The sequence below is a fragment of the Sinomonas terricola genome, from assembly GCF_034931225.1.
GTDB lineage: Bacteria > Actinomycetota > Actinomycetes > Actinomycetales > Micrococcaceae > Sinomonas > Sinomonas terricola.
In genome coordinates, this window is sequence record NZ_JAYGGQ010000012.1 from 116,157 (window position 1) to 142,359 (window position 26,203).

Below are 26,203 nucleotides of genomic sequence, written 5' to 3' on the forward strand. Positions count from 1 at the left end.
CGAGGGTGGGTGGGTGGGCTGCGAGGGGTGGGAGGGTGGGCTGCCTAGAATGGTGCCCATGACTTTGACCGTCGCGACGGAACCATCGCCTGGCCTCACCGAGGAGACGACGTCGGCGACCGACACCGCGAACCTGGTCCCGTGGAACCTTGTGGTCTGGAATGATCCCGTGAATCTCATGAGCTACGTGAGCTACGTCTTCCAGACCTATTTCGGCTATTCGGAGACGAAGGCCGAAGCCCTCATGATGCAGGTTCACACGGAGGGGCGCTCGATCGTCTCCCACGGCGCGAAGGAGACGGTCGAGAGGCAGGCGATCGCGATGCACAATTTCGGGCTGTGGGCCACGGTCGAGAGGGCGGGCGAGGATGGCTGAGCCTTTCACCTACGGCCGGCGCGGCATCAGCGGGCGCTTCGAGGACGCGGAACGAGAGCTCCTGCGCGGCCTCTTCCGGGACGTCGTCGCGCTGCTCGAGCCGCACGACGCGCCGGACGAGGATCCCCTCGCGGCCCTCGTGGGCATCACCCCGGACGCGGAAGAGCCCGAGGATCCGGCGCTCAAGCGCCTGCTCCCGAACGTCTCGAAGGACGACGGCGAGGCGGCCCGCGAGTTCCGCCGCTTCACCGAGCGTTCGCTCCGCGAGAGCAAGGCGGGCGCGCTGCGGGCCGCGGCGATGGGCCTCGAGGCCCGCGACGTGCTCCTCGACGACGCGGCGGCGGCGCATTGGGCGACTGCGCTCACGGACGTGCGCCTCGTCCTCGCCGAGCGCCTGGGGATCCACAGCGAGGAGGACGCGGAGCGGATTCACGAGATCGCCGATTGGTCCGATGTCGGGGACGACGACGTCGACGCCTACCTCGCGCTTGTCTACAACTTCGTGACGTGGCTCCAGACGACACTCGTCGACGCGATGATGACGGCGTTCCGCGCGCGGGACGGGAAGGATGCCGCCCATGGGCCGCAGGGCCAAGACTGAGGCGTACGCGGAGCTCGACCGCTCAGAGCGCCCGATCGGCGTCTTCGATTCCGGGGTGGGAGGGCTCACGGTCGCGCGGGCCGTCATCGACCAGCTTCCGAACGAGTCCGTCCTGTACGTCGGGGACACGGCCCACGGCCCGTATGGACCGCTTCCCATCGCGGAGGTGCGTGCGAACGCGCTAGGCGTCATGGACGAGCTCGTCGATTCCGGGGTCAAGCTCCTCACGATCGCGTGCAATTCGGCGTCGGCCGCCGTCCTCCGCGACGCGCGCGAGCGGTACACGGCACGCTACGGAATCCCGGTCATCGAGGTCATCCAGCCGGCGGTGCGCCGCGCCGTCGTCGCGACCCGCAACGGGAGGGTCGGCGTCATCGGCACGAGCGCGACAGTCGGCTCGCGGGCCTATGAGGATACGTTCGCGGCGGCGCCTGAGCTGAGCATCACGTCGGCCGCGTGCCCCGATTTCGTGCGCTACGTCGAGGCCGGCGTGACCACGGGCCCCGAGCTCCTCGCAGCCGCCGAGGGCTATCTCGCGCCGCTCCGCGAGGCGGGCGTCGACACGCTCGTGCTCGGCTGCACGCACTATCCGCTCCTCACGGGCGTCATCAGCTACGTCATGGGGGACGGCGTGACGCTCGTCTCGAGCGCGGAGGAGACCGCGAAGGACGTCTACCGGGCCCTCGTGGACCACGGGCTCGAACGCCGCTCGCCCGAGCCCCCTCTCCACACGTTCCTCGCGACGGGGGACCCGGTCCAGTTCGAGGTCCTCGCGCGCCGGTTCCTCGGCCCCGAGGTCCAGCGCGTCGAGCACGCCGAGCATGTCTCGGCGCACTATCCGACGGGAAGCCTTGCCCGCATCACGCCCGAGATGCTCGAGGCCGCCCGGGTCGAGGCACGCACCGGGAGCGGTGGCCGCCTCTCCTACTTCGTCGAGGGCTTCGGCGGGCGATCGCTCTCGGGTCCTTCCACGCCTTCCGAGCCGGGCGCGGATAGGATGCAGGCGTGAAACTCACGATCGTCGGCTGCAGCGGCTCGTTTCCCGGGCCGAGCTCGCCGGCGAGCTGCTATCTCCTCACGGCGAACGACGGCGATCGCGACTGGCGTCTTCTCCTCGACCTCGGCTCGGGCGCGCTGGGCAATCTCCAGCGGTACATGGACCTGAGCGACATCGACGGCGTCCTGCTGAGCCATCTGCATCCCGACCACTGCATGGACCTCACGGGGCTTCAGGTCGCGATCCATTGGGACCCGGCCGGCTGGCCGTCGGGGCGGGTTCCCGTGTGGGGGCCTGCCGCAACCTCGCGGCGACTCTCGATCGCGCTCGACATGGAGCCCCCCGCGAACCTCGACGAAGACTTCGAGTTCCACAGCTGGGCGGTCGGCGAGAAGGTCGAGCTCGGCCCGTTCAGGTTCTCTGTCTTCGCCGCGCGGCACCCCATCGCAGAGGCCTACGCGATGCGGATCGAGGCCACAGAGCCGCGGCGCGATGGAGGCATCGAGACGAGGGTCCTGGCCTATTCGGGGGACACCGATTCGTGCCCTGGCCTCATCGAGGCAGCGCAGGACGCCGACATGTTCCTGTGCGAGGCCGCCTACCACGAGGGGCGGGACGACGCGATCGACGGCGTGCACCTCACGGGCCTCCGCGCCGCGCAGGCCGCGACCGACGCTGGCGCGAAGCGCCTCCTGCTCACGCACCTTCCCGTGTGGAACGACGCCAACCGCACCGTGACGGAGGCGCAGGCCGCCTATTCGGGTCCGATCTCCGTCGCCGTGGCGGGCGTCCACTACACGGTCTGATCAGCCTCCGGGCCGGGCTCGGTCTCCGCGGGACCGGGTTCTTTTTCCCCGGCCCCGAGCTCGGGCCCGGTCCCCGCGCCTTCCGCTTCGGGACGGGCCGGCTGGTGCCGCGCGCGCATGAGGATGAGCGCCAAGGAGACGGCGCCGCCGAGGAACACGAGCCCCGCGACCCACGTGTTGACCCGGAGCCCGAGGATGAGGTTGGCGTAGTCGGAGCGCATGAGCTCGATGACGAAGCGTCCCGCCGTGTAGATCATGACGTAGAGCGAGAATTCGACCCCGCGCGCGAGCCTGAGGCGCCGCGCCAGGACGAGGATCGCGATCGCGCCGAGGACGGTCCACACGGCCTCGTAGAGGAATGTCGGCTGGAAGTACCCGATGACGATCGGCTGGCCGTCCGGTCCGATCGCTGCCTGGCCCGTCGCGGAGTCCATCTCGTGGATCTCGAGGCCCCAGGGGAGCGTGGTCGGATCGCCGTAGAGCTCGTTGTTGAACCAGTTGCCGAGGCGGCCGAGGGCCTGGGCGAAGAGGAGGCCGGGAGCGAGGGCGTCTGCGAATGCGGGGAGGCTGGCCTTCTTCCACCGGCAGCCGAACCAGGCCCCCAGCCCGCCGAGGGCCACGGCGCCCCAGATCCCGAGGCCTCCGTCCCAGATCGCGAACGCGTTCCACGGGTTCTTGCCGGGGGCGAAGTACAGCTCGGGATCGGTGATGACGTGGTAGATCCGGCCGCCGACGATGCCGAACGGGACCGCCCACAGGGCGATGTCGAGCACCTCGCCGCTCCGGCCCCCGCGGCTGATCCAGCGGCGGTTGGTGAGCCAGATCGCGACGGCGATGCCCGCGAGGATGCACAGGGCGTAGAAGTGGATCGAGAGCGGGCCGATCTTGATCGCGTTGATCGTCGGCGAGGGCAGGTATCCCGGGAGGGAGAGCGCGCTCATGGCACGTCCTTTCGTCGCGGCGCGGCGGGCGAGGCCTTCCACGCCTCGGGCAGGTCCCGGCCCGCGGTGCGCTGCGGGCTGCCTGCACGCCCTCCAGTCTAGGGGCGACGCCCGCCCCCCTCGGAAGCGGACGGGTCAGAGCATCTCGAGCGGCACGGCCCGGCGTGGCGCGGGGAACGCCGCATCGAGCACCGCGAGGTCGTCCGGGGTGAGCCGGATGCCGAGGGCGCTGCGGTTCTCGAGCGTGTGCTGGGGAGTCGAGGACTTGGGGATCGCGATCACCCCGTCGTCGCGCAGGACCCACGCGAGCGCGACCTGGGCCTCACTGGTCCCGTGCCGCGCCGCGACGCTCGCGAGCGCACGATGGCCCAGAAGACGGCCCTGCTCGATGGGGGAGTAGGCCATGACGGGCACTCGGGATCGGCGGAGGCGCGGGAGGAGGTCGAATTCGATGCCGCGGCGGGCGAGGTTGTAGAGGACCTGATCTGTCTGGAAGCCAGTCGCCGAGGTGGCGCCGGGGATGTGAGCGAGCTCTGCGAGGTCCGCGGGATCGAGGTTGCTCACCCCCCACGCCCGGATCTTGCCCTCCTCCTGGAGCCGCATGAGGGCTTCGATGCTCTCGGCGAGCGGCGTGCTGCCGCGCCAATGGTAGAGATAGAGGTCGAGATAGTCGGTGCGGAGCCGGCGCAGGCTCCCCTCGAGTGCCTGGGCGGTTCCCCGTCTGGTCGCGTTCCACGGGAGGACCTTGCTCACGAGGAACACCTCGTCGCGCCGCCCGGCGATCGCCTCCCCGACGAGCGCCTCGGCAGCGCCGTCCCCGTACATCTCGGCCGTGTCGACGAGCGTGAGGCCCGCGTCGAGTCCCGCCCGGAGGGCGCGGCGCTCCTCGTCCGCGCGGGAAGGGTCCTCGCCCATGAACCACGTGCCCTGCCCGAGGCACGGCACGCGGGCGCCGCATGGAAGCGGGACGAGAGGGACGCCGTCGTCGTTCGTCGCGGGGTGCGGGGAATCCTCGGGGGCCATGAGTCCCCAGCCTAGCCCCGCGCCCACAGCTTGACCCTGCGCCTGCGGATAAAGGCCGACGACGGCGCGCGCCGCTAAGCTTGGTGCCATGACCCCACTCAAGGCCTCGAGCTCTTCCGCTGTGCGCGCCGATGGGCGCGCTCCCGACCAGCTGCGCCCCATCAGCATCACGCGGGGGTGGTCGAAGCAGGCGGAGGGCTCGGCGCTCATCGAGTTCGGGAACACCCGCGTCCTGTGCACGGCGTCGTTCACGGAGGGGGTGCCGCGCTGGCTCAAGGGCGAGGGCCGCGGGTGGGTCACCGCCGAGTACGCGATGCTTCCGCGCGCCACGAACACGCGCTCGGACCGCGAGTCGGTCAAGGGGCGCATCGGCGGGCGCACGCATGAGATCTCACGCCTCATCGGCCGCTCCCTGCGGTCGATCATCGACACGAAGGCGCTCGGCGAGAACACGATCGTGCTCGACTGCGACGTGCTCCAGGCCGACGGCGGCACGCGCACCGCTGCGATCACGGGCGCGTTCGTCGCGCTCGCCGAGGCCGTGCGCTGGGCGAAGGACAAGGGCCTCGTCGAGTCGGGCTCCGAGCCGCTCGTCGATACGGTCTCCGCGGTCTCGGTCGGGATCATCGACGGTGTGCCGGTCCTCGACCTTCCCTACGTCGAGGACGTGCGGGCCGAGACGGACATGAACGTCGTCGTGACCGGCTCCGGGAAGTTCGTCGAGGTCCAGGGGACCGCCGAGGGCGCGCCGTTCGACCGCGACGAGCTCAACAGCCTCCTCGATCTCGCGCTCATCGGAACGGCGCAGCTCGCCGACATCCAGCGCGAGACCCTCGCCGAGGCACTCAGGACCGCTGAATGAGCGGCGCCCCCGGCGGCGCAGGGCCGCGCCTCGTCCTCGCGACGCACAACCAGGGCAAGCTCCGCGAGCTCCGCGAGCTGCTCCGCGGCCACGTGCCCGGGCTCGACGTCGAGGCGCAGGTCGTCGATGCCGCGGCGGTCGGCGGCCCCGACGTCGTCGAGGACGGCGTGACGTTCGGCGAGAACTCGCTCCTCAAGGCGCGCGCCGTCGCGGCGGCCACGGGCCTCGTCGCGGTGGCCGACGATTCGGGGCTCTCCGTGGACGTGCTCGGCGGAGCGCCCGGGATCTTCTCGGCGCGCTGGGCCGGCCGGCACGGCGACGACCGCGCCAACCTCGAACTCCTTCTCGCCCAGCTGGCCGACGTCCGCGACGAGCATCGCGGGGCGGCGTTCGTGTGCGCGGCCGCGCTCGTGGTCCCCGCGAACCAGGGCGACGCAGCCCGCGAGCACGTCGAATACGGCGAGCTCAAGGGGACGCTCCTGCGAGAGCCCCGCGGCGAGGGCGGCTTCGGCTACGACCCGATCCTCCGGCCCGATGGCCTCGACCGCAGCTGCGCCGAGCTCACGCGCGAAGAGAAGAACGCGATCAGCCACCGCGGCCAGGCGTTCCGCGCGCTCCTTCCCGCCATCGTGGAGGCACTCTCCTGAGCCCGGAGGCGGCTTGAGCCCGCGGACTGGGCGGGCCTGGGCTCTCAGTCCTGACGCTCGCCCCGGTCCTCGAGGCTCGGCAGGGCTTCGGCGGCGGGCTCCGTGCCGCGGCGCTTCGCGAGCCATGACTTGGTGAACTCGACGATGATCGGGATCACCGAGATGAGGACGATGACGACGAAGATCAGGTCGATGTTCTTGCCTACCCAGTCGTATTGCCCGAGCCATGCGCCGAGGAGCGTTACGCCGCCGCCCCACGGAATGGCGCCGAGGACGTTGTAGAGGAAGAACTTCCGCTTCTCCATGCCCGCGACGCCCACGATGACCGGGACGAACGTCCTGATGATCGGCACGAAGCGGGCGAGGATGAGTGCCTGGCCGCCATGCCGCTCGAAGAATTCGTGCGCCTTTCGGACGTTCTCCTGCTTGAAGAACCGAGAGTCCGGACGGCTGAAGAGGGCGGGGCCGATCTTCGCGCCGATGAGGTACCCGACCTGATTGCCCACGATCGCCGCAACGATGATGCACACGATGAGCAGCCAGATGTTGAACTGGATCGCCCCCGTTGCGACGAGGAGCCCAGCCGTGAAGAGCATCGAGTCGCCGGGCAGGAAGAACCCGATGAGCAGGCCCGTCTCCGCAAAGATGATCCCGCAGACCAGAAGCACGACCCACGGGCCGAGCGACGAATGGCGCAGGAAGACGTCAGGGTTGAGCCAGTCCGGAAGAAGGGCGGTCTTCGGCTGGACGACGGCGGGCAGGGCGGCGGCGAGTTCGTGCAGCGCGGAGGGGATCACCTTCCAAGGGTACCGGCCGCGACTATGAGAGTGCTGTGGCCGTGGCGGTCCCGGATCGGACGGGCCCCCGCGGCTAGACTCGCCGCGTGGCCCTGGACTTCACCGCGATCGACTTCGAGACCGCCAACGGCTTCCGGGGCTCCCCGTGCTCGGTCGGCCTCGTGAAGGTGCGCGGGGGAAAGCCCGTCGAGACGGCAACTTGGCTCATGCGCCCGCCTGCCGGCCACGACGGCTTCGACCCGCGCAACGTCGCGATCCACGGGATCCGCGCCGAGGACGTCGTGGGCGAGCCCCGCTTCGGCGAGCTGTTCTCGGAGATCGGCGGCTTCATCGGGGACGACGTCCTCGCGGCCCATAACGCGGCGTTCGACCTCGGCGTGATCCGTTCGGCCCTTGAGGTCTCGGACATGCCGGCCCCCGCGTACGACTACGCGTGCACGGTCGTGCTCTCGCGCCGCACGTATGACCTGCCGTCCCATTCGCTGCCGTTCGTCGCGGAGGCGGCGGGCGTGCCGCTTGTGAATCACCACGATGCGACCGAGGACGCCGCGGCCTGCGCAGGCATCCTCGTCGACATCGCCCAGCGCCACGGCGCGGACAGCGTCGAGGATCTCTACGGGTCCCTGCACCTGGCCCTGCCCCGCCATCCCGAGTTCGTCCCGGGACGGGACGCGGTCTCCGCGCCGACGGCGAAGGCCCTCGGTATCGCTTCGCGCGCGGCCGCCCCGGGCGCGGCTGCCCGCGGCCAGCGCACCTGGGTTCGGTGGCCGGAAGAGGGCGTGAACCCCTCGCCGAACCCCGCGGCCGACCCCGCGCACCCGCTGTTCGGCCACCGGATCGTCTTCACCGGTGCCCTCGGCATGACCCGCGCCGAGGCGAAGAGCCGGGCTGCCGCGCTCGGCGCCCAGCCGGCAAGCTCCGTCACGCGGGCCACGACGCTCCTCGTCGTGGGGGACGGCTTCGTCGCGTCCGACCTCGCCGCCGGCCGAGGTTCGGCCCGCATGACGTCGAAGGCGCGCCGTGCCCTTGAGCTCCGCTCGTCGGGCTATCGGGTCGAGGTGCTCTCCGAGGGCGAGTTCCTGCAGATGCTCGGCGGGGAGTGGCCTGCACAAAGCGCATGAAGCCTGCCCAAAGTGCGTGAAAGTCACGCTCCGCAACATTCCTTTCGGTGGTGCGGCGGCACTTCCTAGGCTGGAACGGTGACGAGCACTCGATCAGCCTCAGCCGTCGTCCGCAGCAGCGTCCTCCGCAGGGCGTTCGCGTTCCCGAACCCCGTCAACGAGTACGCTGCCCGCTCGACCGCGGGCATCGTCGTCGTCCTGAGCCTCTCGGCCCTCGTGCTCGGAGTGTTCGCGGGCTGGGGGTGGCCCCTGTGGATCATCGCGCTCGGCTTCTGGCTCCGGGTGGCGGGCGGGCCGCGCTATTCGCCCGCGGGCAGGCTCGCCGTGCACGTCATTGCCCCCCGCTTCGGCAAGCCGCGCCTCGTCCCGGGCCCGCCCAAGCGCTTTGCCCAGACCATCGGAGCGGTGCTGTCGACGGCGGCCGCGATCCTCTGGATCGCGGGCGTCGCCCCGGTCGCGTTGGCCCTCGTGGGGCTCCTTGTCGTCGCCGCGTCCCTCGAGGCCTTTGCAGGCTTCTGCCTTGGGTGCTGGCTCTTCGGGCGGCTGCAGGCGGTTGGGCTCATCCCCGAGAGTGTGTGCGAGGCCTGCAGCAACATCGCGCTGCGGAGCCGCTGAGCCGCGCCGTCGCGCCAGAGGAGCCGGGAAGTCGTGATGCCGGACCCTCGACACCTTCGGTGACCGCGTCTGACACTTGGTGGGTGGCTGGATACCGGATCACGCTCTACGTCTTTCCGAGCCCAGGCATCCGTGGGGGACCGGGGGTGCCCGCCGATCTGCGACCGGTCGTGAGGGGTTGGCCGGCCGACGGGCCGTCCGCGCGGGCCGCCGCCTTCGAGCTTTCGCGCATCTATCTCGGGTCCGGCTGGGCGGTCGAATGGACGGCCCGCCCGATCGGCCTCGCGTGGCCTGGGCGCCGGTGGAGCGGGAGATTCGCTCCGAGCGGCGGGGACGACGACGGCCTGTCGGGTGTGCGCGAGCCCCGGCGCCCCTACCCGCCCGTCGGCTCGGCACGGGCCGCGCGGGTCTAGTCCGCGCCCGAGGCCGCCGCAAGCGCCGTGGAGAGCCCGACGGCGATGTCCTCGCCGTCGAGCCGCACCCTCCACAGCGCGGGAACTGCATCGATGCCCCAGTGCACGCCGAGCAGGGCGCCCGCGATCGCGGCCGCGTCGGGCCCGGCCTCGGCCGTCCGCCGGATCGCGGCCGAGAAGGCCTCGGGCAGCACCGCGCCGGAAGCGGCGGCTGCCTCGGCCGCGAGCGAGGCGGCGAGCGCTTCGTGCAGCGTGCGGGCCGCCGCGGATCCCTCCGAGAGCGGGACGCCGTCGAGCGCCGCATCGACGGCCGCGATGACGTCGGGGGCCGCACCGCGCGCGCCCGGGAGCCCTTCGCGCGTCGTCGCCGTGGCCTCTCGCACCCCCGATCCCTCCGCGATCTCCCGCACGGCGAGCGCAACGGCGACGGCCGCGTGCACGGCAGAGGCATGGCCGTGGGTGAGAGACGCGCCGTCGGCAGCCATCGCCGCGACGGCCTCGGCGGGCGTCCCCACGACGAGGCCGAACGGGGCCGAGCGGGCGGCGGCGGCGCCGTCGTCGAACGCGGTGCCGAGCGGGCGCGCGGGGGTTCCCATCTCGCCGCCCGCGAGCGACGACGCCCAGTCGGGTCGCGCGGGGAGGGCGCGGCGGGCGGCGGGCTGGCCGTCGATCCATCGCTCGGGCACGGGAGGGGCAGAGGAGGGGAGCGGGATGCCCTGGCCGCGCGCCCACCGCAGGAAGGCGAGCCAGACGCACGCGGACTGGTCGGCATAGACGCCCGCGTTCGCCCATTCGAGCACCTCGAGGAGTGCGTCCGCGGTGTAGAGCGAGAGTTGGCCCGCCGCGCCGAGCCGGATGGCGCCGTCGTCCTCTTCCCGGGGCCCGAATTCGCCCGGGACCATGAATTCCCGGGCGTCGGGCGTTCTCGCGAGGACGACGCCCTCCGCTGCCGCGCCGCCCGCGAGGCAGCCGTGGATTCTCGAGAGGGGGCTCGGGGAACTCGTCACGTGAGCAATGTACCGCCCGCTCGCCGCTTCGGGGACGGACCGCGCTCGCCCGCCTGTGGCGGCGCTCACAACTTGGAGTGTTCGCAAAGAGGGGGACTGTAGGATGTGGGCGGGCCCGCGACCAGTCACCTGCGTGACCATCGCACCTGCGCCAGAGAAGCAGCCCCCGGCCCAGCCAGACGGGCCCCACCGACGACTCGAAAGAGGACTTCCCATGACCACCCCCGCGGCAACCACCGCTGCCGAGGCCGTTCCTGCGGCCCCCAAAGAGTTCGGCATCGTCGCGAAGCTCGCGGCCGAGGCCTTCGGCACGTTCCTTCTGATCTTCGGCGGACTCGGCGTCGCCCTCTTCAGCAACCCGACCACCGCGCCCCTCCCGACGCCGCTCGCGCTCGGCCTGAGCATCGGCGTGGGCGTCGCCGCCGTCGGCCACATCTCGGGCGGCCACTTCAACCCGGCCGTGACGGTCGGCACCGCCGTGGCGGGCCGCACGCCGTGGAAGGTCGTGCCCCTGTACGTGCTCGCCCAGCTCGTGGGCGGCGCGATCGGCTCGCTCATCCTGTGGGTCACGGTCAAGACCCTCCCGAACCTCTCGAACGTCCAGACGATCTTCACCCAGCTCTCGAACGGGGTGGACGACCTCTCGCCGAACAAGTTCCCGCTCGCGGGCGGCCTCCTCGTCGAGGTCGTCGCGACCGCCGCTTTCCTCGCGATCGTCCTCGCCGCCACGTCGAAGCGCGCCGCGAAGGGCGTGGCGCCGTGGGCCATCGGCATCGGCCTCGCGATCCTCATCCAGGCGATCGCCCCCATCACGAACGCGTCGATCAACCCGGCGCGCTCGACGTCGACCGTCCTCTTCGCCGAGGGGAGCGCCGTGGGGCAGCTCTGGATCTTCTGGGTCGCCCCTCTGCTTGGCGCCGTCATCGCGGGCCTCATCTTCCGCGGCTTCGGCTCGCCCGACGACGTGCTCGTGACCGGCGCGCCGTCGGCTCCGTCGTTCACGACGGTTGAGGGAGAGCCGTCTCCGGGCGAGACGCTCGCCGAGAAGAAGGCAGACGAGGCGGAGGAGGCCGCGGCCGAGTCCGCCGCCGAGTCCGCTGATGGCTCCGTCGAGGCCCCGGCGGTGCAGCCGCGCTCCGACGAGGACGACGCGAAGTCGTTCTTCGACCAGTCGAAGTAGGTCTTTCGCGCCGTCATTGCATCCTGCTGGCGGGTGGCACCGAAGAATGTCGGTGCCACCCGCTAGCGTTTTTCCCATGAAGATCCTGCACACGTCGGACTGGCATCTCGGGCGGTCGTTCCACGGGCTCGGCCTGCTCGCGGTCCAGGGCGAGTGGCTCGACGGCCTCGTGGACTACGTGGCCGCCGAGCGGGTCGATGCCGTGCTGGTCGCGGGGGACGTCTACGATCGGGCCCTTCCGGCCGTCGACGTCGTGGCCCTTCTCGACCGCACGCTCGTGCGGCTCACGGAAGCCGGTGCGCGGGTCATCCTCACGAGCGGCAACCACGATTCGGCCGTGCGGCTCGGCTTCGGCTCGAGGCTCCTCGAGCGCGCGGGCGTCCACCTGCGCACGCGTGTCGCCGAGCTCGACGAGCCGGTTCTCATCGGCGGAACCGACGGGACTCAGCTCGCCGTCTACGGGCTGCCCTATCTCGAGCCGCGGCTCGTGGCGGGTGATCTCGGCGTCGATGAGCCGGGCCACACGCCCGTCACGCGGGCAGCGCTGGAACGCGTGCGCGCCGACCTCGCGCACCGCCGCGAGGGGCGCCCCGGCCCGGGCCTCCTGCACGCGGTGGTCATGGCCCACACGTTCGCGTCCGGCGGGGTGTCTGCCGAGAGCGAGCGGGCGCTGGCTGTCGGTGGGCTCGACGTCGTCTCCGCGGAAGAGTTCGCGGGGTTCGACTACGTCGCACTCGGCCATCTGCACGGCCGCCAGAAGCTCACAGAGACGATCCGCTATTCCGGCTCGCCGCTTGCCTACTCGTTCGGCGAGGCACGGCAGTCCAAGGGAGCGTGGCTCCTCGACTTCGACGAAACGGGTCTCGCCGCCGCGAGCGAGGTCGGATGGACCACGTCGCATCGGCTCGAGATCCTCCGCGGACAGCTCGACGAGCTCCTGTCCGATCCCGAGCTTTCCTCGGCCGAGGGCGCATGCTGTCAGATCACCCTCACGGACGCCGAGCGGCCCCAGCGAGCGATGGAGCGCCTTCGGAGCCGCTTCCCCCTCACGCTGTCGCTCCACTTCGACCCGGTCGGCGGGGCCGAACTCGGGTCTTCGACGTACCACACCCGGCTCGTGGGCGCCCGCGACGACCTCGAGGTGTGCTCCGGTTTCCTCGAGCATGTGCGCGGCCGGGGCCCGGGCGAATCCGAACGCGCGGCCCTCACGAGGGCGCTCGACGCAGTTCGGCTCGAGGAGGCTTCGCGATGAGGCTCCACCGGCTCGAGATCGAGGCCTTCGGGCCGTTCGCCGCGCGCCAGACTGTCGATTTCGACGCGCTCGCCGAGCACGGGCTCTTCCTCCTCAACGGCGCGACGGGTTCGGGGAAGACGAGTGTCCTCGACGCCGTGTGCTTCGCGCTCTACGGCGGGCTCCCGGGGGCGCGCCAGGGGAGCAAGTCGCTCAAGAGCCATCACGCAGAGGCGTCGGCGCAGCCCGAGGCGCTCCTCGAATTCAGCGCCCAGGGGCGGCGGTTCGAGGTCCGGCGCACGCCCGAATGGCAGCGGCCCAGCGCACGGTCCAAGAACGGCTACGTGACCCAGCAGGCAAGCACCCATCTCCGGGAGCTTGTCGGGGGCGAATGGCACGCTGTGTCGTCCCGCAATGATGAGGCCTCCGCTCTCCTGCGCGAGGTTCTCGGCATGGACCGAGAGCAGTTCACGCGGGTCGTCATGCTTCCACAGGGCGAATTCGCGGCGTTCCTCCGGGCGAAGCCGTCGGACCGCGAGGATCTGCTCGAGAGCCTCTTCGCGACGGGAAGATTCGGTGGGGTCGAGACACAGCTCGCGTCGATGGCGCAGGACGCGGAGTCGCGCGCCGCATCGGCCGAGCAGGCCGCGAGGGTGCCGCTGCGCCAGCTCGAAGCCGAGCTCTCGACGAGCGGCCTGCCGCAGGCGGGCTCAGACCCGGCAGACGCTCCATTCGAGGACGACGACGGCGTCGAGCCGATCCACGTGGACGGGCCGCGCCTCGACGCGGAAGCCGCCGAGAGGCGTTTTGTGTGGGCCGAGCGGCAGCTTGCCAGGCTTTCGGGGGAGGCCGAAGCCGCGATCGACCCGGCACGACGCGACGTGAAGGCCGCGCGCGCCGCCGAGGAGGCCTGCCGCCGTGCGGACGAGGACGCCGCCGAGCTTGCCGCCGCCCGGAGCCGTCAATCGCGCTGGGCGGCGAACGCCCGCGAAAACGGTGCGCGCGCGGAGAGGCTGCTGCTCGCGACGGCCGCGGCCGCGATCCGGCATGAGCTCGCTGAGGATCGCCTCGCGGCACGAGCCGCTGAGGACGCGGTCCAAACGCTCACGGCGGCTCGGGCCGCAGCCGCCGCGGCGGGATGGGCTGCGCCCGAGGCAGAGGAGCTGAGCCCCGCCGCGCTCCGCTCCGAGGCCGGGGACGCGCGTGCCGAGGCCGCCGTGCTCGCCGAGCGGATCCCGCTCGAGGAAGAGCTCGAGATCCTCGTCGCGCGGCGGGAGGAGGCCGAGGCCGAGGCCGCGCGGCGACGCTCGGAGCTTGCCAGGCTCGGGGCAGAGCTCACGGAAGCGGACGAGGTGCTCGCCGAACTCGCCCGCGAGCACACGAGGCTTGCGCCGCTCGCAGCGTCCCGGCCGGCGGCCGAACGGGATGAGAAGGCCGCGCGAGACGTGGTCGAGGCCGTGCAGGATCACGCCGTAGCTTCGGAACGGCTCGCGGCGGCCGAGGAGGCCCTGCGCGCACGGAAGGACGAAGCACTCAAACGTCGGGGCCTGTGGCTCGACCTCCGCGAAGAGCGACTGGCACTCACCGCGTTCGAGCTCGCAGCACAGCTCGACCCCGGAACCCCGTGCCCCGTGTGCGGCTCCGAGGACCATCCGCGGCCCGCGGTCGGCGACGAGGATCCGCTCCGGCTCGTCGACCGGGAGAAGGAGGCGGCGTCGGCCGCCGAGCTCGCCATGGACCGGGAGCGGGGTGCCGCTGCCGCCGTCGCCGATGCCAAGGCCGCACTGTCTCGCGTTGTCGGCCGTGGCGGGGATGCGGATCCGGACAAGGCCGCTCGAGAGCTCGAGGACGCTGTCGCCGGCGTGCGTTCGGCCCTCGACGCCGAGGCGCGACTCGGCGTCGTCGTCGCGCAGGCGCAGTCGCGCGAGGTCCGCCGCGGAAAGGCCGCGTCCGAGCGCGAGGCCTCCTCGGCCGCGCTCGTGCTCGCGGCCGCCGAGAGCGATCGCCTCGGCGAGGACCTGGCCAGGCGTACGCGGGACCTGGCCGTGTGGCGGGAGGGCTGGCCGACGCTGCGCGCGCGCCACGCCGCCGTCTCCGCCGTGGTGAGGGCGCTCGAGCCGCTGGCCGAGGCCGCGGCCCAGGACGTTGCCGCCCGCGCCCGCCGTGCGTCGGCCCGCGCGTCGCTCGACGCGGCGATCGACGCGAGTCCGTTCGAAACGGCCGAGCACGCGAGGGCCGCGCTCCTGCCCGAGGCTGAGGCCCACGAGCTTCGGCGCCGGGTGGACGGACACGCCGCGGAAGAGCGGATGATAGGCGGCTTGCTGTCCTCGGCCGCCGTCGTCCGCGCGCTCGAGGCCGAGCGGGCCGAGGCCGATGAGGCCGGCGGAGAGCTCGCGCTTCCCGACAGTGTGCGGGGCCGCCGGGCGGAACGACTCGCGGCACGGGTCGCAGAACTCGAGCACGCCGAGAACCGGCTCGCGGCCGTGCAGACTGCTGACCGGGCCGCCCGGACTGCCCTGGCCCGCTGCGAGCGGCTCAGGGCCGAGTTCGCGGACGTGATTCCCGAGTTAGTGCGCGTGCGAGCTGAGGCGGACATGCTCGGCGAGCTTCAGCGCACGGCTCGGGGGAGCGGCGATAACCGCCTGCGCATGTCCCTTCGCCGCTACGTGCTGGCCGCGCGGCTCGAGCAGGTCGCGCTCGCCGCGTCGGAGCGCCTCGCGATCATGAGCGACGGCCGCTTCGGCCTCGAGCACACGGACGCCCTCGCCGCGCGCGGGGCGGCGTCGGGACTCGGTCTCGAGGTCATGGACGCGTGGACCGGGCAGCGCCGCGACCCCGCGACGCTCTCGGGCGGCGAATCGTTCATGGCGTCGCTCGCGCTCGCGCTGGGGCTCGCCGACGTCGTGCAGCACGAATCCGGCGGTGTGGACATCGAGACGCTCTTCGTCGACGAAGGCTTCGGGACGCTCGACGAGCGGGCTCTCGAACAGGTCATGGAGGCCATCGAAGGCCTCCGGGACGGCGGCCGCACAGTGGGCCTCGTGAGCCACGTGCCGGAGCTCAAGCAGCGGATACCCGCTCAGATCCGCGTCGCCAAGGGGCGATCGGGATCGTCCCTCGCGGTGGTCGCGGGAGGGGCTTCGGTCTAGCGGCCGCCTAGCCGATCGCCTCGGCGATGCGCCGGGCCGAGGCCGCGAGGGCCTTCCCGATGACCTCGGTCTCCATGTTCCCGCCCAAATGCACGACGGCGAGGGCTGAGGGCCGCTGGCGCGGCGGCTGGATCGGGACGGCGACGGAGAACACGCCCGGGATGACCTCGTCGTGGCTCACGGCATAGCCTCGTTCGCGGGCCTCGTCCGCCTCGGGCCGATACGGCACGCCGGGCATCCGCTGCTCCCATTCGGTTCGCCCGAGCGCCGATTGGATCGCGATCCCCGGCGCGCCGGAACCGATGCTGTGGCGCGAGCCGGGGCGCTGGGCGATTGCCGTGCCGTTGTGCCGCGGCTCGACGGTGGCGAGCGTGACGCATTCGGCATGGTCCCACACCACGACGAACGCCGTCATACCGAGCTCGTCGGCGATGCGGCCCAGCTCGGGCGACGCCGCGGACTGGAGGTCCCGCGCGACGCCTCGCGCGAGCACGGCGAGGCCGGCGCCCGGGAGGAGCCGCCCCGAATCGTCGCGCTCGACGAGTGAATGGTCCTCGAGCGTGCGGATGATGCGGTACGCGATGGACCGGTGGAGCCCGAGCGATGCCGCGAGCTCGGCGATCGTGAGCGGCGCGCGGGCGTCGGCTAGGATCTCGAGAGCCCGAACCCCGCGCGAGAGCGTCTGGGAGTGAGCGGGCGTCTCTGGCGTGTTGGCCATCCTGGTCCTTTCCGAGGCTGATTCCTGGGTCTTGTGGCGTGGAACACACTCCTGTAGCGTGAAATGTGCTCGATATCGGGACTATCTGTTCGATTATAGAACAGATTCTCGAATCGGTCAGTCTGGGGAGGAGGTGCCGTCCATGAGCGCGCAGCCCGGAGAGTTCCCGGGCGGGCGGAGGCGCTCGTCCGCATCGCGTTCCCACCACTTCCGCGGCAGCCTCGGCCGATTCGCGACCGGGGTCGCCATCGTGACATTCGACGGGCCCAGCAGGCGGTACGGCATCACGGTGAACTCCTTCACGTCCGTCTCGCTCGAGCCGCCGCTCGTGCTTGTGAGCATCGCCCGGCGGACCACAGCGCACGACGAGCTCGCTGGCCGCGCGTTCACGGTGAACATCCTCGGCGCGGAGCAGCAGGCCCTCGCGCTGCATTTCGCCGGCAGGCCCGGCGTGGAGCCCCAGTGGGTCGAAGGCTCCGTCGCGCCGCGCCTGAGCCGCGTCCTCGCCTACTTCGAATGCACGCCGTGGGCCGCGTACGACGGCGGGGACCACACGCTGTACCTCGGCGAGGTCGTCGACTTCGACTACCGCTCGGGGGACGCGCTCGCCTTCGCAAACGGCCACTTCACCACCATCCCCGAAAGCCAGCTCGGCGTCGAGGACCTGCTCTAGCTCCACGAAGGGAAACACCATGGGAATCCGCACCGGCCAGCAGTTCCTGGACGCGCTCAACGCGATGCGGCCGCATCTCGTGATCGATGGCGGAGTCGTCTCCGAGAACCTCACCGAGCATCCCGCGTTCGCAGGCCTCGCGCGCACGTACGCGCACCTCTTCGACATGCAGCACGCCCCGGAGTTCCAGAGCCGGCTCACGTACACGTCCCCGACGAGCGGGGACCTCGTGAATGCGTCGTTCCTCGTGCCGCGGACGAAGGAGGATCTTGCGAGGAGACGCGACGCCATGAGCGTGTGGGCTGAATACTCGAGCGGCTTCCTGGGCCGCACGGGCGACTACATGAACTCGTCGCTCACGGCCCTGGGCTCCGCGAAGAAGTTCTTCGCGCAGGCGGATCCTGTCTTCGGCGAGCGCATCGAGGCGTACTACGAGATGGCACGCGAGAACGACCTCCTCGCGACCCACACGCTCATCCCGCCGCAGGCCAATCGGTCAGTCTCGGGCTCGGAGCAGCTGGGCGGGCAGCTTTCGGCGCGGGTCGTCGAGGAGCGGGACGACGGCGTCGTCATCCGCGGCGCGCGCATGCTCGCGACGATCGCCCCGATCGCCGACGAGCTCCTCGTCTTCCCCTCGACGCTCCTGCGCGCGACACCCGAGGACGCCCCGTATTCATTCGCGTTCGCGATCCAGAATGACGCCCCGGGCCTGCGCTACCTGTGCCGCACGGGCCTGCACCACGGCGGAAGCCACCACGACGAGCCGCTCGCGAGCCGCTTCGAGGAGATCGATGCCGTCGTCGTGTTCGACGACGTCTTCGTCCCGAACGAGCGCGTCTTCATGCTCGGGCACCCCGAGCTGTGCAATCAGTGGTATTCGGATACGGGAGCTGCCGCGCTCATGACCCATCAGGTCGTGACCCGCACGCTCGCGAAGAGCGAGTTCTTCCTCGGCCTCGCATCGGAGATCGCCGCGACGATCGGTATCGACGGCTTCCAGCACATCCAGGAGGATCTTGCGGAGCTCATCCGCAACGTCGAGATCGGCAAAGCTCTCGTCGTCGCGGCCGAGGCTCAGGCCGAGCTGAGCGACGACGGCGTCATGCTCCCGCATTGGCCGACCTTGAACGCCGCGCGCAACTGGTACCCGAAGGTGTCCCAGCGGTATCCCGAGATCATCCGCAAGTTCTGCGCGTCGGGCCTCATGGCGTTGCCTGGGGAGGCGGACCTCGACGTCGCCCGCGAGGACATCGAGCTGTACCTCCAGGGCAAGGCCCTCACGGGTCCCGAGCGCATCCGGCTGTTCAAGCTCGCGCTCGACGCCTCGGTCTCTGGGTTCGCGGGCAGGCAGTCGCTCTACGAGTACTTCTTCTTCGGCGACCCCGTGCGCATGGCGGGCGCCCTCGTGAACAGCTACGATCGGGCGGCCTTGCGCGCGCGGGTCCGCGAGCTCCTCGACCGCGAGGACTGATCGCCGTCGTCGTCCGCCTGCCAGCCACGCTCTCGCGGGAGGGTATGCGGCGCGCCCTGCTTCCTGTATCCTCTCGAATTAGTGACCGACCAATCGGTCACTAATTCTTTCAGTCCGGCTCCTGCCGGCCCACCGAACAACGGAGTTCGCATGACCCAGGCACGCAGCAGCGCAGAGCCAGCACCGGCCGCCTCGAAGGAAGCACGACGCGTCCTCGCGGGCACGCTCGTCGGCACGACCATCGAGTGGTACGACTTCTTCATCTACGCCCAGGCTGCCGGCGGCGTCCTCGCGTCGCTGTTTCTCGCCCCGGTCGCGAAGGACAACCCGGGCCTCGCCCAGATCCTCTCGTTCGCGACCATCGGCATCTCCTTCCTGTTCCGCCCGCTCGGCGCGATCGTCGCGGGCCACCTCGGGGATCGGCTCGGCCGCAAGAAGATGCTCGTGTTCACGCTCGTCCTCATGGGCCTCTCCACCTCGCTCATCGGCGTTCTGCCCACGTACGCGCAGGCGGGCGTCGTGGCCCCGGTCCTGCTCATCCTGCTCCGCGTGCTGCAGGGATTCTCGGCGGGCGGCGAATGGGGCGGGGCGGCGCTCATGGCCGTCGAGCACGCGCCCCGCAGCCGGCGCGGCTACTTCGGCGCCTACCCGCAGATCGGCGTGCCGGTCGGCATGATCCTCGCGACCTTCACGCTGTGGGCCCTCACCGCGGCCATGGGGCCCGCGTTTGCCGTGTGGGGCTGGCGGATCCCGTTCCTGCTCTCGATCGTCCTCATCTTCGTCGGGTACGTCATCCGGCGCGCCGTCGAGGAGAGCCCGGTCTTCAAGCAGCTCCAGGAGAGGCGCCGCGAATCGTCCGCGCCCCTCGGCCAGCTTTTCCGCCGCAACGCGAAGGAAGTCGTCCTCACCGCTGTCATCTTCATCGCGAACAACGCGGCGGGCTACCTCCTCATCGCCTACTTCGCGACGTACGCGGTCAAGTCGCTCAAGATGGACCAGCCGACGGTGCTCCTGACGACGACACTCGCCTCGTTTGGCTGGCTTGTCTTCACCCTGTGGGGCGGCGCGATCTCGGACCGTCTCGGCAGGGTGCGGACGTTCCAGCTCGGCTACGTGTTCCTCGCGCTGTGGGCGGCGCCGATGTGGTTCCTCATCGACACGAAGAACATCGTCTGGTACTTCGTCGCCCTGTTCGGCATGACGATCGGCCTTGGCCTGAGCTACGGCCCCCAGTCAGCCCTCTACGCCGAGATGTTCCCCGCGAAGGTGCGCTATTCGGGTGTCTCGATCGGCTACGCGATCGGCGCGATCCTCGGCGGGGCGTTCGCCCCGATGATCGCGGAAATGCTCATGAACCAGTTCAGGGCATCGTGGACGATCGGCGTCTACATCGCGGCCGCCGCGATCGTCTCGCTCGTAGGCGTTTCCCTCGTCAAGGAGACCAAAGGCGTCGACCTGCATGTCGCCGAGGCCCGCGCCGACTACGTCCCGAACCTGAGCGGGGACGCGGCGGTCTGAGCCGCCGCGGGCGTCAGAGCGCACGACGGCGGCCCCTCCTCGTGGGCCGCCGTGCGCCGTGGTCAGGAACGGGGCGAGGAGCCCGCGTCCTTGACCGCGCGGTCCCGCACGTGGTCGATATGCGCCGCCATGGCCGCCCGAGCCCGCGAAGGGTCACCGGATTCGAAGGCGGCAAGGATCTCTGTGTGCTCCGCGATCGCGTGCTCGGCGTCCGTCACGCCGAGGTTTCCGAAGAAGCGGAAGCGCTGCACCTGGCCGCCGAGCGCGTTGTAGGCGTTGAGCAGGAACCGGTTGTGCGCGCTCGCGGCGATGAGGCGATGGAAGCGCTCGTCGGCCTCCCAGTAGGCGCCATACTCGGCGAACGTGGGGCCGGTCGGCGCGCCGCGGAGATCGTCAACGGCCTTCTCGAGCTCGGCGCGGAGCTCGGGCGTGACGTGCGCGCACGCGCGCTCGGCGATCGCGGGCTCGATGACCGCCCGCGCGTCCATGAGCTCCCCGAGCTCCTCGGCCGTGAAGAGCGGGGCCACGCGGTACCCCTTGAGGGCCTCGCGCCGCACGAGCCCTGTGGCCTCGAGGCGCGCCAGCGCTTCCCGAATGGGGGTCTGGGAGACCTCGAGCTCGGCGGCCATGCGGTCGATCCCGATGCCAGAGCCTGGCTCGAGGCGCCCGTCCATGAGCGAGGAGAGGAGCTCCTGGTAGACGTAGTCGGCCAGGAGCTGGCGGTTGGCGGGCCGAGGGCCACCTGAGAGGGCGGGCATGGAAGAAAATCCTATATGAAGACGGGCTCCGGGGAGCCGAACGCGGGGGCGACGACAGTGCGGGCCGCCAGCCTTCGGCTGGCGGCCCGCACGAGGTAGAACTCGCCGAGGCGAGGATCAGTGGTGCGCGACCGGCTCGAGCAGCTCGTCCGACTTGGCCATGCGGAAGAACTTCGTCCCGAAGACCATCGCGGCCGCGAGGAACGCGAACACGCCGAGGGAAATGACGCCCCACACGCCGCTCTGGGTCGGGACGGCGTCGTTGATGCCCGTGCGCATGAGCGGCGCGACGAAGCCTCCGAGGTTGCCGAGCGAGTTGATGAGGCCGATTCCCGCGGCGGCTGCCGCGCCCGTGAGGAACGAGGTCGGGTAGGCCCACGTGATCGGGCCGACCGTGAGGAAGCTTGCGACGGCGAGCGTGATGAACAGGATGCCGAGGACCGGCTGCCCATTCGCGCCGGCCCACCCCGAGCCGAGGATCGCAAGGCCCGTGAGGACGTAGCACGCGGTGCCCCAGGCGCGCCGGCGGACAATCGTGTTCGCAGCCTTGCCGAAGAAGTAGCACGCGAAGAGGCCCACGAGCCACGGGACGGCCGAGATGACGCCGACCTCCCAGCCGACCTTCTTCCCAATGAGCGACGCAACCTGCTGGGGGAGGTAGAAGGTGGTCCCGTACACCGCGATCTGGAGCGCGAAGTAGATGACCGTGAAGTACCAGACCTTCCAGTTGCCCATGGCGCGCCAGATCCCCGTGGGCCCGTCCTCGGTGCGGACACGGTCTTCGAGTTCCATGACGCCCATGAGCGCTGCCTTCTCGTCCTCGTCGAGGAACTTCGCCTTGGCCGGGCTGTTCGTGAGGAAGAAGAGCGCTGCGATGCCCGCGATGACGGCGAGCACGCCCTCGACGAAGAACATGACCTGCCAGCCGCGTGCGAAGCCGAGCGAGTCGCCGAAGCTGATGAGTCCGCCGCTGAGCGGGGCGCCGATCATCTGGGAGAACGGCTGCGCGAGGTAGAAGATCGCGAACATCTGCACGCGGACCTTGTTCGGGAACCACTCCGAGAGGAACATGATGACGCCGGGGAAGAGCCCGGCCTCGGTCACGCCGAGGAGGAAGCGGAGCACGTTGAACATGACGTCGTTCGTCGTGAACGCGAACGCCGCTGCGACGATGCCCCACGTGATCGCGATGCGGGCGAGCCAGAAACGCGCCCCGAAGCGCTTGAGGAGCAGGTTGCTTGGAACCTCGAACAGTGCGTAGCCGATGAAGAAGATCCCCGCGCCGAGGGCGAACGCACCGGCGCTCACGCCGCGGTCGGTCCGGAGCGCGGCCTCGGCGAAGCCGACATTCGTGCGATCGAGGAACGCCACGAAGTAGAGGATGACGAGCATCGGCATGAGGTGCCGGGCCGCCTTGGCGATGGCGGACTTGAGGGCCGCGCTGCCGACCTCGGCGGTCAGCGGATTGCCAGTTGAGGTGGACACGTCTCTCCTTTGAGATGGGTTTTGTCCGGGTATGAAACGGGGAATTACCGAATGATCGTGACGATGCCGACGACGACGAGGACGACGCCGATGGCAAGGTACGCGAGGCGCGCGGTGGACCAGCGGCCGAGGAAGGGGTTCATGGCGTGTGGCCTCAGTGCATGTACAGGCCGCCGTCGACGTTCAGGGTCTGGCCCGTCACGAAGCCGGCGTCCTCGCTGATGAGGTAGGCGATGGCCGCGGCGATGTCGCGCGGCGTGCCGATGCGCGGCAGCACGCCGTCGGCCGCCATCTTCTCCTTGCGCTCGTCGGTGAGGGTGCCGCCCATGATGTCCGTGTCGATGGGGCCGGGGGAGACGGCGTTGACCGTGATGCCCTGATGGCCGAGCTCGCGGGCGAGGCTGCGGGTGAAGCCGATGACTCCCGCCTTCGCGGTCGAGTAGACCGTCTTGCTGAACGTCCCGCCGCCGCGCTGGGCCGAGACCGAGGAGAGGCTCACGACGCGGCCGACCCCGGAGCGCACCATGGATTCGACGGCGCGCTTCGTCGTGTGGTGCACGCCGTGGAGGTTGACGTCGATGACGCGGTGCCATTCCTGGGGCGTGACCTCGAGGTAGTCGACCGGGGACGAGACGCCCGCGAGGTTGACGACGGCGACGAGCTGCGGAAGGGCGGCCTCGAGCTCGTCGAACGCGTCGCGGACCTGGCCCTCGTCGGCCACGTTCGCGCCCGCGCCCGCCGCGATGACGCCGTGCTGCTCGGCGACCTCGGCGGCGACGGACTTGGAGGCCTCGGCGTCGAGATCCAGGATGCCGACGTTCCAGCCGTGCTCGGCGAGGTAGTGCGCCGTGAAGCGCCCGATGCCGCGCGGCGAGGCGGCGCCGGTCAGGATGACGCTGCGCTGTTCGGGAAAGGTGGGGGTGTTCAAGAGTTCTCCTTGCTGAGGGTCAACGGGTGGCGGGCGTGGGCTCGGCGGCGTGGATGGGGGCCGGCCCGAGTTCGTCCATGAGCTTCTTGATGGCCACGTAGGCCTTGTTCCGGTATGCGACGAGCTCGGGGATGCGCTCGGCGGGGACGTCGAGGTAGCCCGCGCCGGACTTCGTGCCGAACTTCCCGGCGTCGACGAGCTCGCGCAGCGACTCGGGCGTCGCGAAGCGCTCGGGCCACCGGGTCTGGAGGGACGCGTAGCAGAACGAGTAGACGTCGAGCCCCGCCATGTCTGCGATCGCGAACGGGCCGAAGGCGGGGAGCCGGAAGCCGAACGTCGTGCGGACGATCGTGTCGATGTCGTCCGGCGTCGCGATGCCCTCCTCGACGATCTGCGTGGCCTCGTGGAAGAGGGCGTACTGGAGCCGGTTGAGCACGAAGCCGGTCGAGTCCTTGACTCGCGCCGTCTCCTTGCCGGTCCAGGCGACGATCTCCTCGACGACCGGCAGGATCGCCTCGTCGGTGCCCGTGTGCGGGATGAGCTCGACGCCCGGGATGAACGGCGCCGGGTTGGAGAAGTGGACGCCGAGGAATCGCTCTGGGCGGTCCACCGCCTCGGCGAGCTTGCCGATGAGGATCGTCGACGTGTTGGAGCCGATGATCGCGTCCGGCCGAGCCGCCGCGCTGATACGGCGGAGCGTCTCGTGCTTGATCTCGATCTTTTCGGGCACGGCTTCCTCGATGAAGTCGGCGTCGGCGACAGCCTCCTCGATCGAGGCAGCAGCCGTCAGGTTCGCCTCGATGCGCTCGACGGCGTCTGCCGGGAAGAGGCCCTGCTCGGCGAAGTCGGCGGCTTCGGCGAGGAGCCGGTCGTAGTTCTTCTTGGCGATCTCCTCGCTGATGTCGGCGATCGTGACGGTGGCTCCGGCGAGGGCGAGCGACTGTGCGATGCCGCCTCCCATGTAGCCGGAGCCGACGACGGCGATTCTGCGGAGCGTCATAGGTGTCCTCCTTTGGACTGGGCTGCTTGAGAGCTGTCAGGCCTTGGGCAGCAGAGTGCGGATGTACTTCTGGTTGGTCGCGCACATCCCGAGGCTGTCGCCTCCGTAGTGCTCGGCGAGGATGATCCCCGAGAAGCCGAGCGCGATCGCGTCGCGGAACACCTTGCGGTAGTTGATGAGGCCGGCTTCCATGGTCGACGGCGCCGAGGTCGCCCAGCTGCCGTCCGCCGCCTCGTCCCGCGTGTAGTTCTTGACGTGCCAGTAGTTCGCGTGGGGGAGCGTCTTCGCGAAGAGCTCGCGCCAGTCCTCGACGGGTCGGTGCAGGCGGATGAGGTTCGCGACGTCGGGGTTGAGCCCCACATTGTCGAGCCCGACTTCCTCGACGAAGCGCACGGCGCTCTCCGCCGTGCCGAGGTACGTGTCTTCGTAGAGCTCGAGCGAGACGGGCAGGCCGAGCTCGCCCGCGTGCTTGCCGAGCTCGCGGATGCGGCGCACGGCGAGGTCCCACATCTCGGGGTCGGCAGGGTCCTTGGGACCCTCCGCCGTCCAGAACCAGAGCGCCTTCCGCTGGGCCTCGCTGAAGGGCTGATGGAGCCCGGTCGAGAAGACCTGCATGCCCCATTCGGCGGCCGCGTCGATCGTGCGGTGCGCGTACTCGAGGTTGCGCTCGTCGTGGCCCGGCATGATGACACTCTGCCGCTGGAGGTGCACGGACGGGATGCCGACGCCGTGCGAGGCGGCAATCGCGAGGAACTCGTCGCGGCGCGAGGGCTCGAGGTCGGCGGGGCGCACGTGGCTGTCCGCGAGCTCGGCGAGCGAGAAGCCGACCTCCTCGATCTGCGCGAACATGTCGTCCCAGACCTGCGGATCGGCGTCGTGCATGGTCACGCCGTTCGCGTCCTGCGGGGCGAAGCCGTGGAGGCACGTCGCGATCGGCCAGGTGTCTGCGGTGTAGGGAGGTTTCTCCGGCATGATGCTCCATTGCAAGGTCGAGGCTCCGGGGCCTTCAGGGTCTGTCAGTAAGATCCTATAGGATATATGGTCGCTCGGATAGCCTTCTCGACCGGGGAATATTTGTAAGATGTCTGACATCAAGTCTGCATGGCGGCCTGAGACTTGGCAAGGGGCCGGCACCCTAGACTACGAATGACGACGGACGGAGGATGATGGCTCGAAAGTCACTCGTCGGCGAGGTCGCCGACGATCTTCTGGATCGCATCGTGGCGGGAGAGTTCCCTCCGGGCGCGCTCGTCCCTGGCGAGCTCGAGCTCTCGGCCCAGCATGAGGTGAGCCGCATGACCGTCCGTGAGGCCATGAAGACCCTCGAGGCGCAGCGCATCCTGAGCGTCCAGCGCGGACGCGGAACGTTCGTCAACGCCGTCGACCAGTGGAACTCCCTCGAAGCGCTCCTCCGCGCGGCGTCGGCCCACGTGGGCAACGAACTCGCGGGAATCCAGCTCATCGAGCTCCGTCGCATGCTCGAAACCGGCGCGTGCGCGCTCGCGGCCCCGCGCATCACGGAGGCCGACCTCGCCCGGCTGCGGGGATTCCTCGCGGACATGCGCGACGCCCATGACCGCGGGGACGTCGACGAGTTCGTCGGCGCCGATCTCGCGTTCCACGACGTCATCCTCGAGGCGTCGGGCAACGTCTTCCTCACCGCCGTCTTCCAGCCGCTCCATCGCATGCTCGCGGCGCGGCGCAAGGAGACATCGAGGGTCCCGGACATCCAGGAGCACGCCCTCGGGATGCACGCGGCTGTGCTCGCGGCCCTCGAGTCGCGGGACGCGAAGGCCGCGAGCGAGGCGATGGACGCCCACATGACGCAGACACTCGACGACCTCGTGAACTACGTCCAGTAGCGGGAACTGCGCCCAATAGGCTGC

The 26,203-nt window shown here is 70.5% G+C and carries 26 protein-coding genes; 16 read left to right on the plus strand and 10 right to left on the minus strand.

All coding sequences use genetic code 11. From position 1 onward, the window contains the following. Positions 1 to 58 precede the first annotated feature (58 nt). Genes clpS through SPF06_RS15465 form a run of 4 tightly spaced genes read left to right on the plus strand, consistent with a single transcriptional unit; the run spans position 59 to position 2,780 of the window. The gene (gene clpS, locus SPF06_RS15450; RefSeq protein WP_323280016.1) at positions 59 to 376 is read left to right on the plus strand and encodes an ATP-dependent Clp protease adapter ClpS; all 318 of its coding nucleotides are present in this window, start codon (positions 59 to 61) and stop codon (positions 374 to 376) included. Beyond that, the gene (locus tag SPF06_RS15455; protein WP_323280017.1) at positions 369 to 977 is read left to right on the plus strand and encodes a DUF2017 domain-containing protein; all 609 of its coding nucleotides are present in this window, start codon (positions 369 to 371) and stop codon (positions 975 to 977) included. Before clpS ends, SPF06_RS15455 begins: the two co-directional genes overlap by 8 nt. Next, positions 955 to 1,986, plus strand: coding sequence for a glutamate racemase (murI, locus tag SPF06_RS15460; protein ID WP_323280018.1), 1,032 nt, complete (start codon positions 955 to 957; stop codon positions 1,984 to 1,986). Before SPF06_RS15455 ends, murI begins: the two co-directional genes overlap by 23 nt. After that, complete coding sequence (locus SPF06_RS15465; protein ID WP_323280019.1) at positions 1,983 to 2,780, plus strand: MBL fold metallo-hydrolase; 798 nt, start codon at positions 1,983 to 1,985, stop codon at positions 2,778 to 2,780. The genes murI and SPF06_RS15465 overlap by 4 nt, the downstream gene beginning before the upstream one ends. Here the strand turns inward: SPF06_RS15465 and lgt are convergent. Further along, positions 2,768 to 3,721, minus strand: a complete 954-nt coding sequence (lgt, locus tag SPF06_RS15470) for a prolipoprotein diacylglyceryl transferase (RefSeq protein WP_323280020.1) — start codon at positions 3,719 to 3,721, stop codon at positions 2,768 to 2,770. The genes SPF06_RS15465 and lgt overlap by 13 nt on opposite strands. Before the next feature lie 135 nt (positions 3,722 to 3,856). Next, positions 3,857 to 4,834, minus strand: a complete 978-nt coding sequence (locus tag SPF06_RS15475) for an aldo/keto reductase (RefSeq protein WP_323280021.1) — start codon at positions 4,832 to 4,834, stop codon at positions 3,857 to 3,859. On the opposite strand from SPF06_RS15475, the gene rph reads away from it, so the two are divergent. Next, positions 4,833 to 5,606, plus strand: a complete 774-nt coding sequence (gene rph, locus SPF06_RS15480) for a ribonuclease PH (RefSeq protein ID WP_323280022.1) — start codon at positions 4,833 to 4,835, stop codon at positions 5,604 to 5,606. The genes SPF06_RS15475 and rph overlap by 2 nt on opposite strands. Next, the gene (gene rdgB, locus SPF06_RS15485; protein ID WP_323280023.1) at positions 5,603 to 6,253 is read left to right on the plus strand and encodes an RdgB/HAM1 family non-canonical purine NTP pyrophosphatase; all 651 of its coding nucleotides are present in this window, start codon (positions 5,603 to 5,605) and stop codon (positions 6,251 to 6,253) included. The genes rph and rdgB overlap by 4 nt, the downstream gene beginning before the upstream one ends. A 44-nt stretch (positions 6,254 to 6,297) precedes the next feature. Here rdgB and SPF06_RS15490 read toward each other — a convergent pair whose 3' ends face one another. Beyond that, complete coding sequence (locus tag SPF06_RS15490) at positions 6,298 to 7,050, minus strand: DedA family protein (RefSeq protein WP_428985776.1); 753 nt, start codon at positions 7,048 to 7,050, stop codon at positions 6,298 to 6,300. An 86-nt stretch (positions 7,051 to 7,136) separates the two neighbouring features. On the opposite strand from SPF06_RS15490, the gene SPF06_RS15495 reads away from it, so the two are divergent. From SPF06_RS15495 to SPF06_RS15505, 3 genes are all read left to right on the plus strand, one after another. Continuing rightward, a complete protein-coding gene (locus SPF06_RS15495; protein WP_323280024.1) occupies positions 7,137 to 8,171 on the plus strand; it encodes a 3'-5' exonuclease in 1,035 nt (344 codons plus the stop codon). A gap of 78 nt (positions 8,172 to 8,249) precedes the next feature. After that, on the plus strand, positions 8,250 to 8,786 hold the full coding sequence (locus SPF06_RS15500) for a DUF4395 domain-containing protein (RefSeq protein WP_323280025.1): 537 nt from the start codon (positions 8,250 to 8,252) through the stop codon (positions 8,784 to 8,786). An 83-nt stretch (positions 8,787 to 8,869) separates the two neighbouring features. Beyond that, the gene (locus SPF06_RS15505; protein WP_323280026.1) at positions 8,870 to 9,199 is read left to right on the plus strand and encodes a hypothetical protein; all 330 of its coding nucleotides are present in this window, start codon (positions 8,870 to 8,872) and stop codon (positions 9,197 to 9,199) included. On the opposite strand, the gene SPF06_RS15510 is transcribed toward SPF06_RS15505, so the two are convergent. Beyond that, positions 9,196 to 10,206: an ADP-ribosylglycohydrolase family protein gene (locus tag SPF06_RS15510; RefSeq protein WP_323280027.1), complete on the minus strand. Its 1,011-nt coding sequence runs from the start codon at positions 10,204 to 10,206 to the stop codon at positions 9,196 to 9,198. The genes SPF06_RS15505 and SPF06_RS15510 overlap by 4 nt on opposite strands. 214 nt (positions 10,207 to 10,420) lie before the next feature. On the opposite strand from SPF06_RS15510, the gene SPF06_RS15515 reads away from it, so the two are divergent. The 3 genes from SPF06_RS15515 to SPF06_RS15525 all read left to right on the plus strand — a co-directional run bounded on the left by SPF06_RS15515 (position 10,421) and on the right by SPF06_RS15525 (position 15,766). Next, entirely contained in the window at positions 10,421 to 11,386 is a 966-nt protein-coding gene (locus tag SPF06_RS15515) for an aquaporin (RefSeq protein WP_323280029.1), read from the plus strand. Between the two features lie 76 nt (positions 11,387 to 11,462). After that, positions 11,463 to 12,638, plus strand: a complete 1,176-nt coding sequence (locus tag SPF06_RS15520; RefSeq protein WP_323280030.1) for a metallophosphoesterase family protein — start codon at positions 11,463 to 11,465, stop codon at positions 12,636 to 12,638. After that, the gene (locus tag SPF06_RS15525) at positions 12,635 to 15,766 is read left to right on the plus strand and encodes an SMC family ATPase (protein WP_323280031.1); all 3,132 of its coding nucleotides are present in this window, start codon (positions 12,635 to 12,637) and stop codon (positions 15,764 to 15,766) included. Before SPF06_RS15520 ends, SPF06_RS15525 begins: the two co-directional genes overlap by 4 nt. A gap of 7 nt (positions 15,767 to 15,773) precedes the next feature. Here SPF06_RS15525 and SPF06_RS15530 read toward each other — a convergent pair whose 3' ends face one another. Further along, entirely contained in the window at positions 15,774 to 16,484 is a 711-nt protein-coding gene (locus SPF06_RS15530) for an IclR family transcriptional regulator (protein WP_323280032.1), read from the minus strand. Between the two features lie 142 nt (positions 16,485 to 16,626). On the opposite strand from SPF06_RS15530, the gene SPF06_RS15535 reads away from it, so the two are divergent. The 3 genes from SPF06_RS15535 to SPF06_RS15545 all read left to right on the plus strand — a co-directional run bounded on the left by SPF06_RS15535 (position 16,627) and on the right by SPF06_RS15545 (position 20,146). After that, entirely contained in the window at positions 16,627 to 17,157 is a 531-nt protein-coding gene (locus SPF06_RS15535; RefSeq protein WP_323280033.1) for a flavin reductase family protein, read from the plus strand. Positions 17,158 to 17,176: 19 nt separating this feature from the next. Continuing rightward, positions 17,177 to 18,628 carry a 4-hydroxyphenylacetate 3-monooxygenase, oxygenase component gene (gene hpaB / locus SPF06_RS15540; RefSeq protein WP_323280034.1) on the plus strand — a complete coding sequence of 484 codons (1,452 nt, stop codon included), beginning with the start codon at positions 17,177 to 17,179 and terminating at the stop codon, positions 18,626 to 18,628. A 150-nt stretch (positions 18,629 to 18,778) separates the two neighbouring features. Continuing rightward, a complete protein-coding gene (locus tag SPF06_RS15545; protein ID WP_323280035.1) occupies positions 18,779 to 20,146 on the plus strand; it encodes an MFS transporter in 1,368 nt (455 codons plus the stop codon). A gap of 62 nt (positions 20,147 to 20,208) precedes the next feature. On the opposite strand, the gene SPF06_RS15550 is transcribed toward SPF06_RS15545, so the two are convergent. From SPF06_RS15550 to SPF06_RS15570, 5 genes are all read right to left on the minus strand, one after another. Continuing rightward, a complete protein-coding gene (locus tag SPF06_RS15550) occupies positions 20,209 to 20,904 on the minus strand; it encodes a GntR family transcriptional regulator (protein WP_323280036.1) in 696 nt (231 codons plus the stop codon). Positions 20,905 to 21,021: 117 nt separating this feature from the next. Continuing rightward, positions 21,022 to 22,389 carry an MFS transporter gene (locus tag SPF06_RS15555; protein WP_323280037.1) on the minus strand — a complete coding sequence of 456 codons (1,368 nt, stop codon included), beginning with the start codon at positions 22,387 to 22,389 and terminating at the stop codon, positions 21,022 to 21,024. Positions 22,390 to 22,543: 154 nt separating this feature from the next. Then, positions 22,544 to 23,317: an SDR family NAD(P)-dependent oxidoreductase gene (locus SPF06_RS15560; RefSeq protein WP_323280038.1), complete on the minus strand. Its 774-nt coding sequence runs from the start codon at positions 23,315 to 23,317 to the stop codon at positions 22,544 to 22,546. Between the two features lie 19 nt (positions 23,318 to 23,336). Continuing rightward, positions 23,337 to 24,317, minus strand: coding sequence for a 3-hydroxyacyl-CoA dehydrogenase family protein (locus SPF06_RS15565; RefSeq protein WP_323280039.1), 981 nt, complete (start codon positions 24,315 to 24,317; stop codon positions 23,337 to 23,339). 36 nt (positions 24,318 to 24,353) lie between these two features. Continuing rightward, positions 24,354 to 25,289, minus strand: a complete 936-nt coding sequence (locus SPF06_RS15570) for a sugar phosphate isomerase/epimerase family protein (RefSeq protein ID WP_323280040.1) — start codon at positions 25,287 to 25,289, stop codon at positions 24,354 to 24,356. Positions 25,290 to 25,483: 194 nt separating this feature from the next. On the opposite strand from SPF06_RS15570, the gene SPF06_RS15575 reads away from it, so the two are divergent. Continuing rightward, on the plus strand, positions 25,484 to 26,179 hold the full coding sequence (locus SPF06_RS15575) for a FadR/GntR family transcriptional regulator (RefSeq protein ID WP_323280041.1): 696 nt from the start codon (positions 25,484 to 25,486) through the stop codon (positions 26,177 to 26,179). The last annotated feature ends 24 nt before the right edge of the window (positions 26,180 to 26,203 follow it).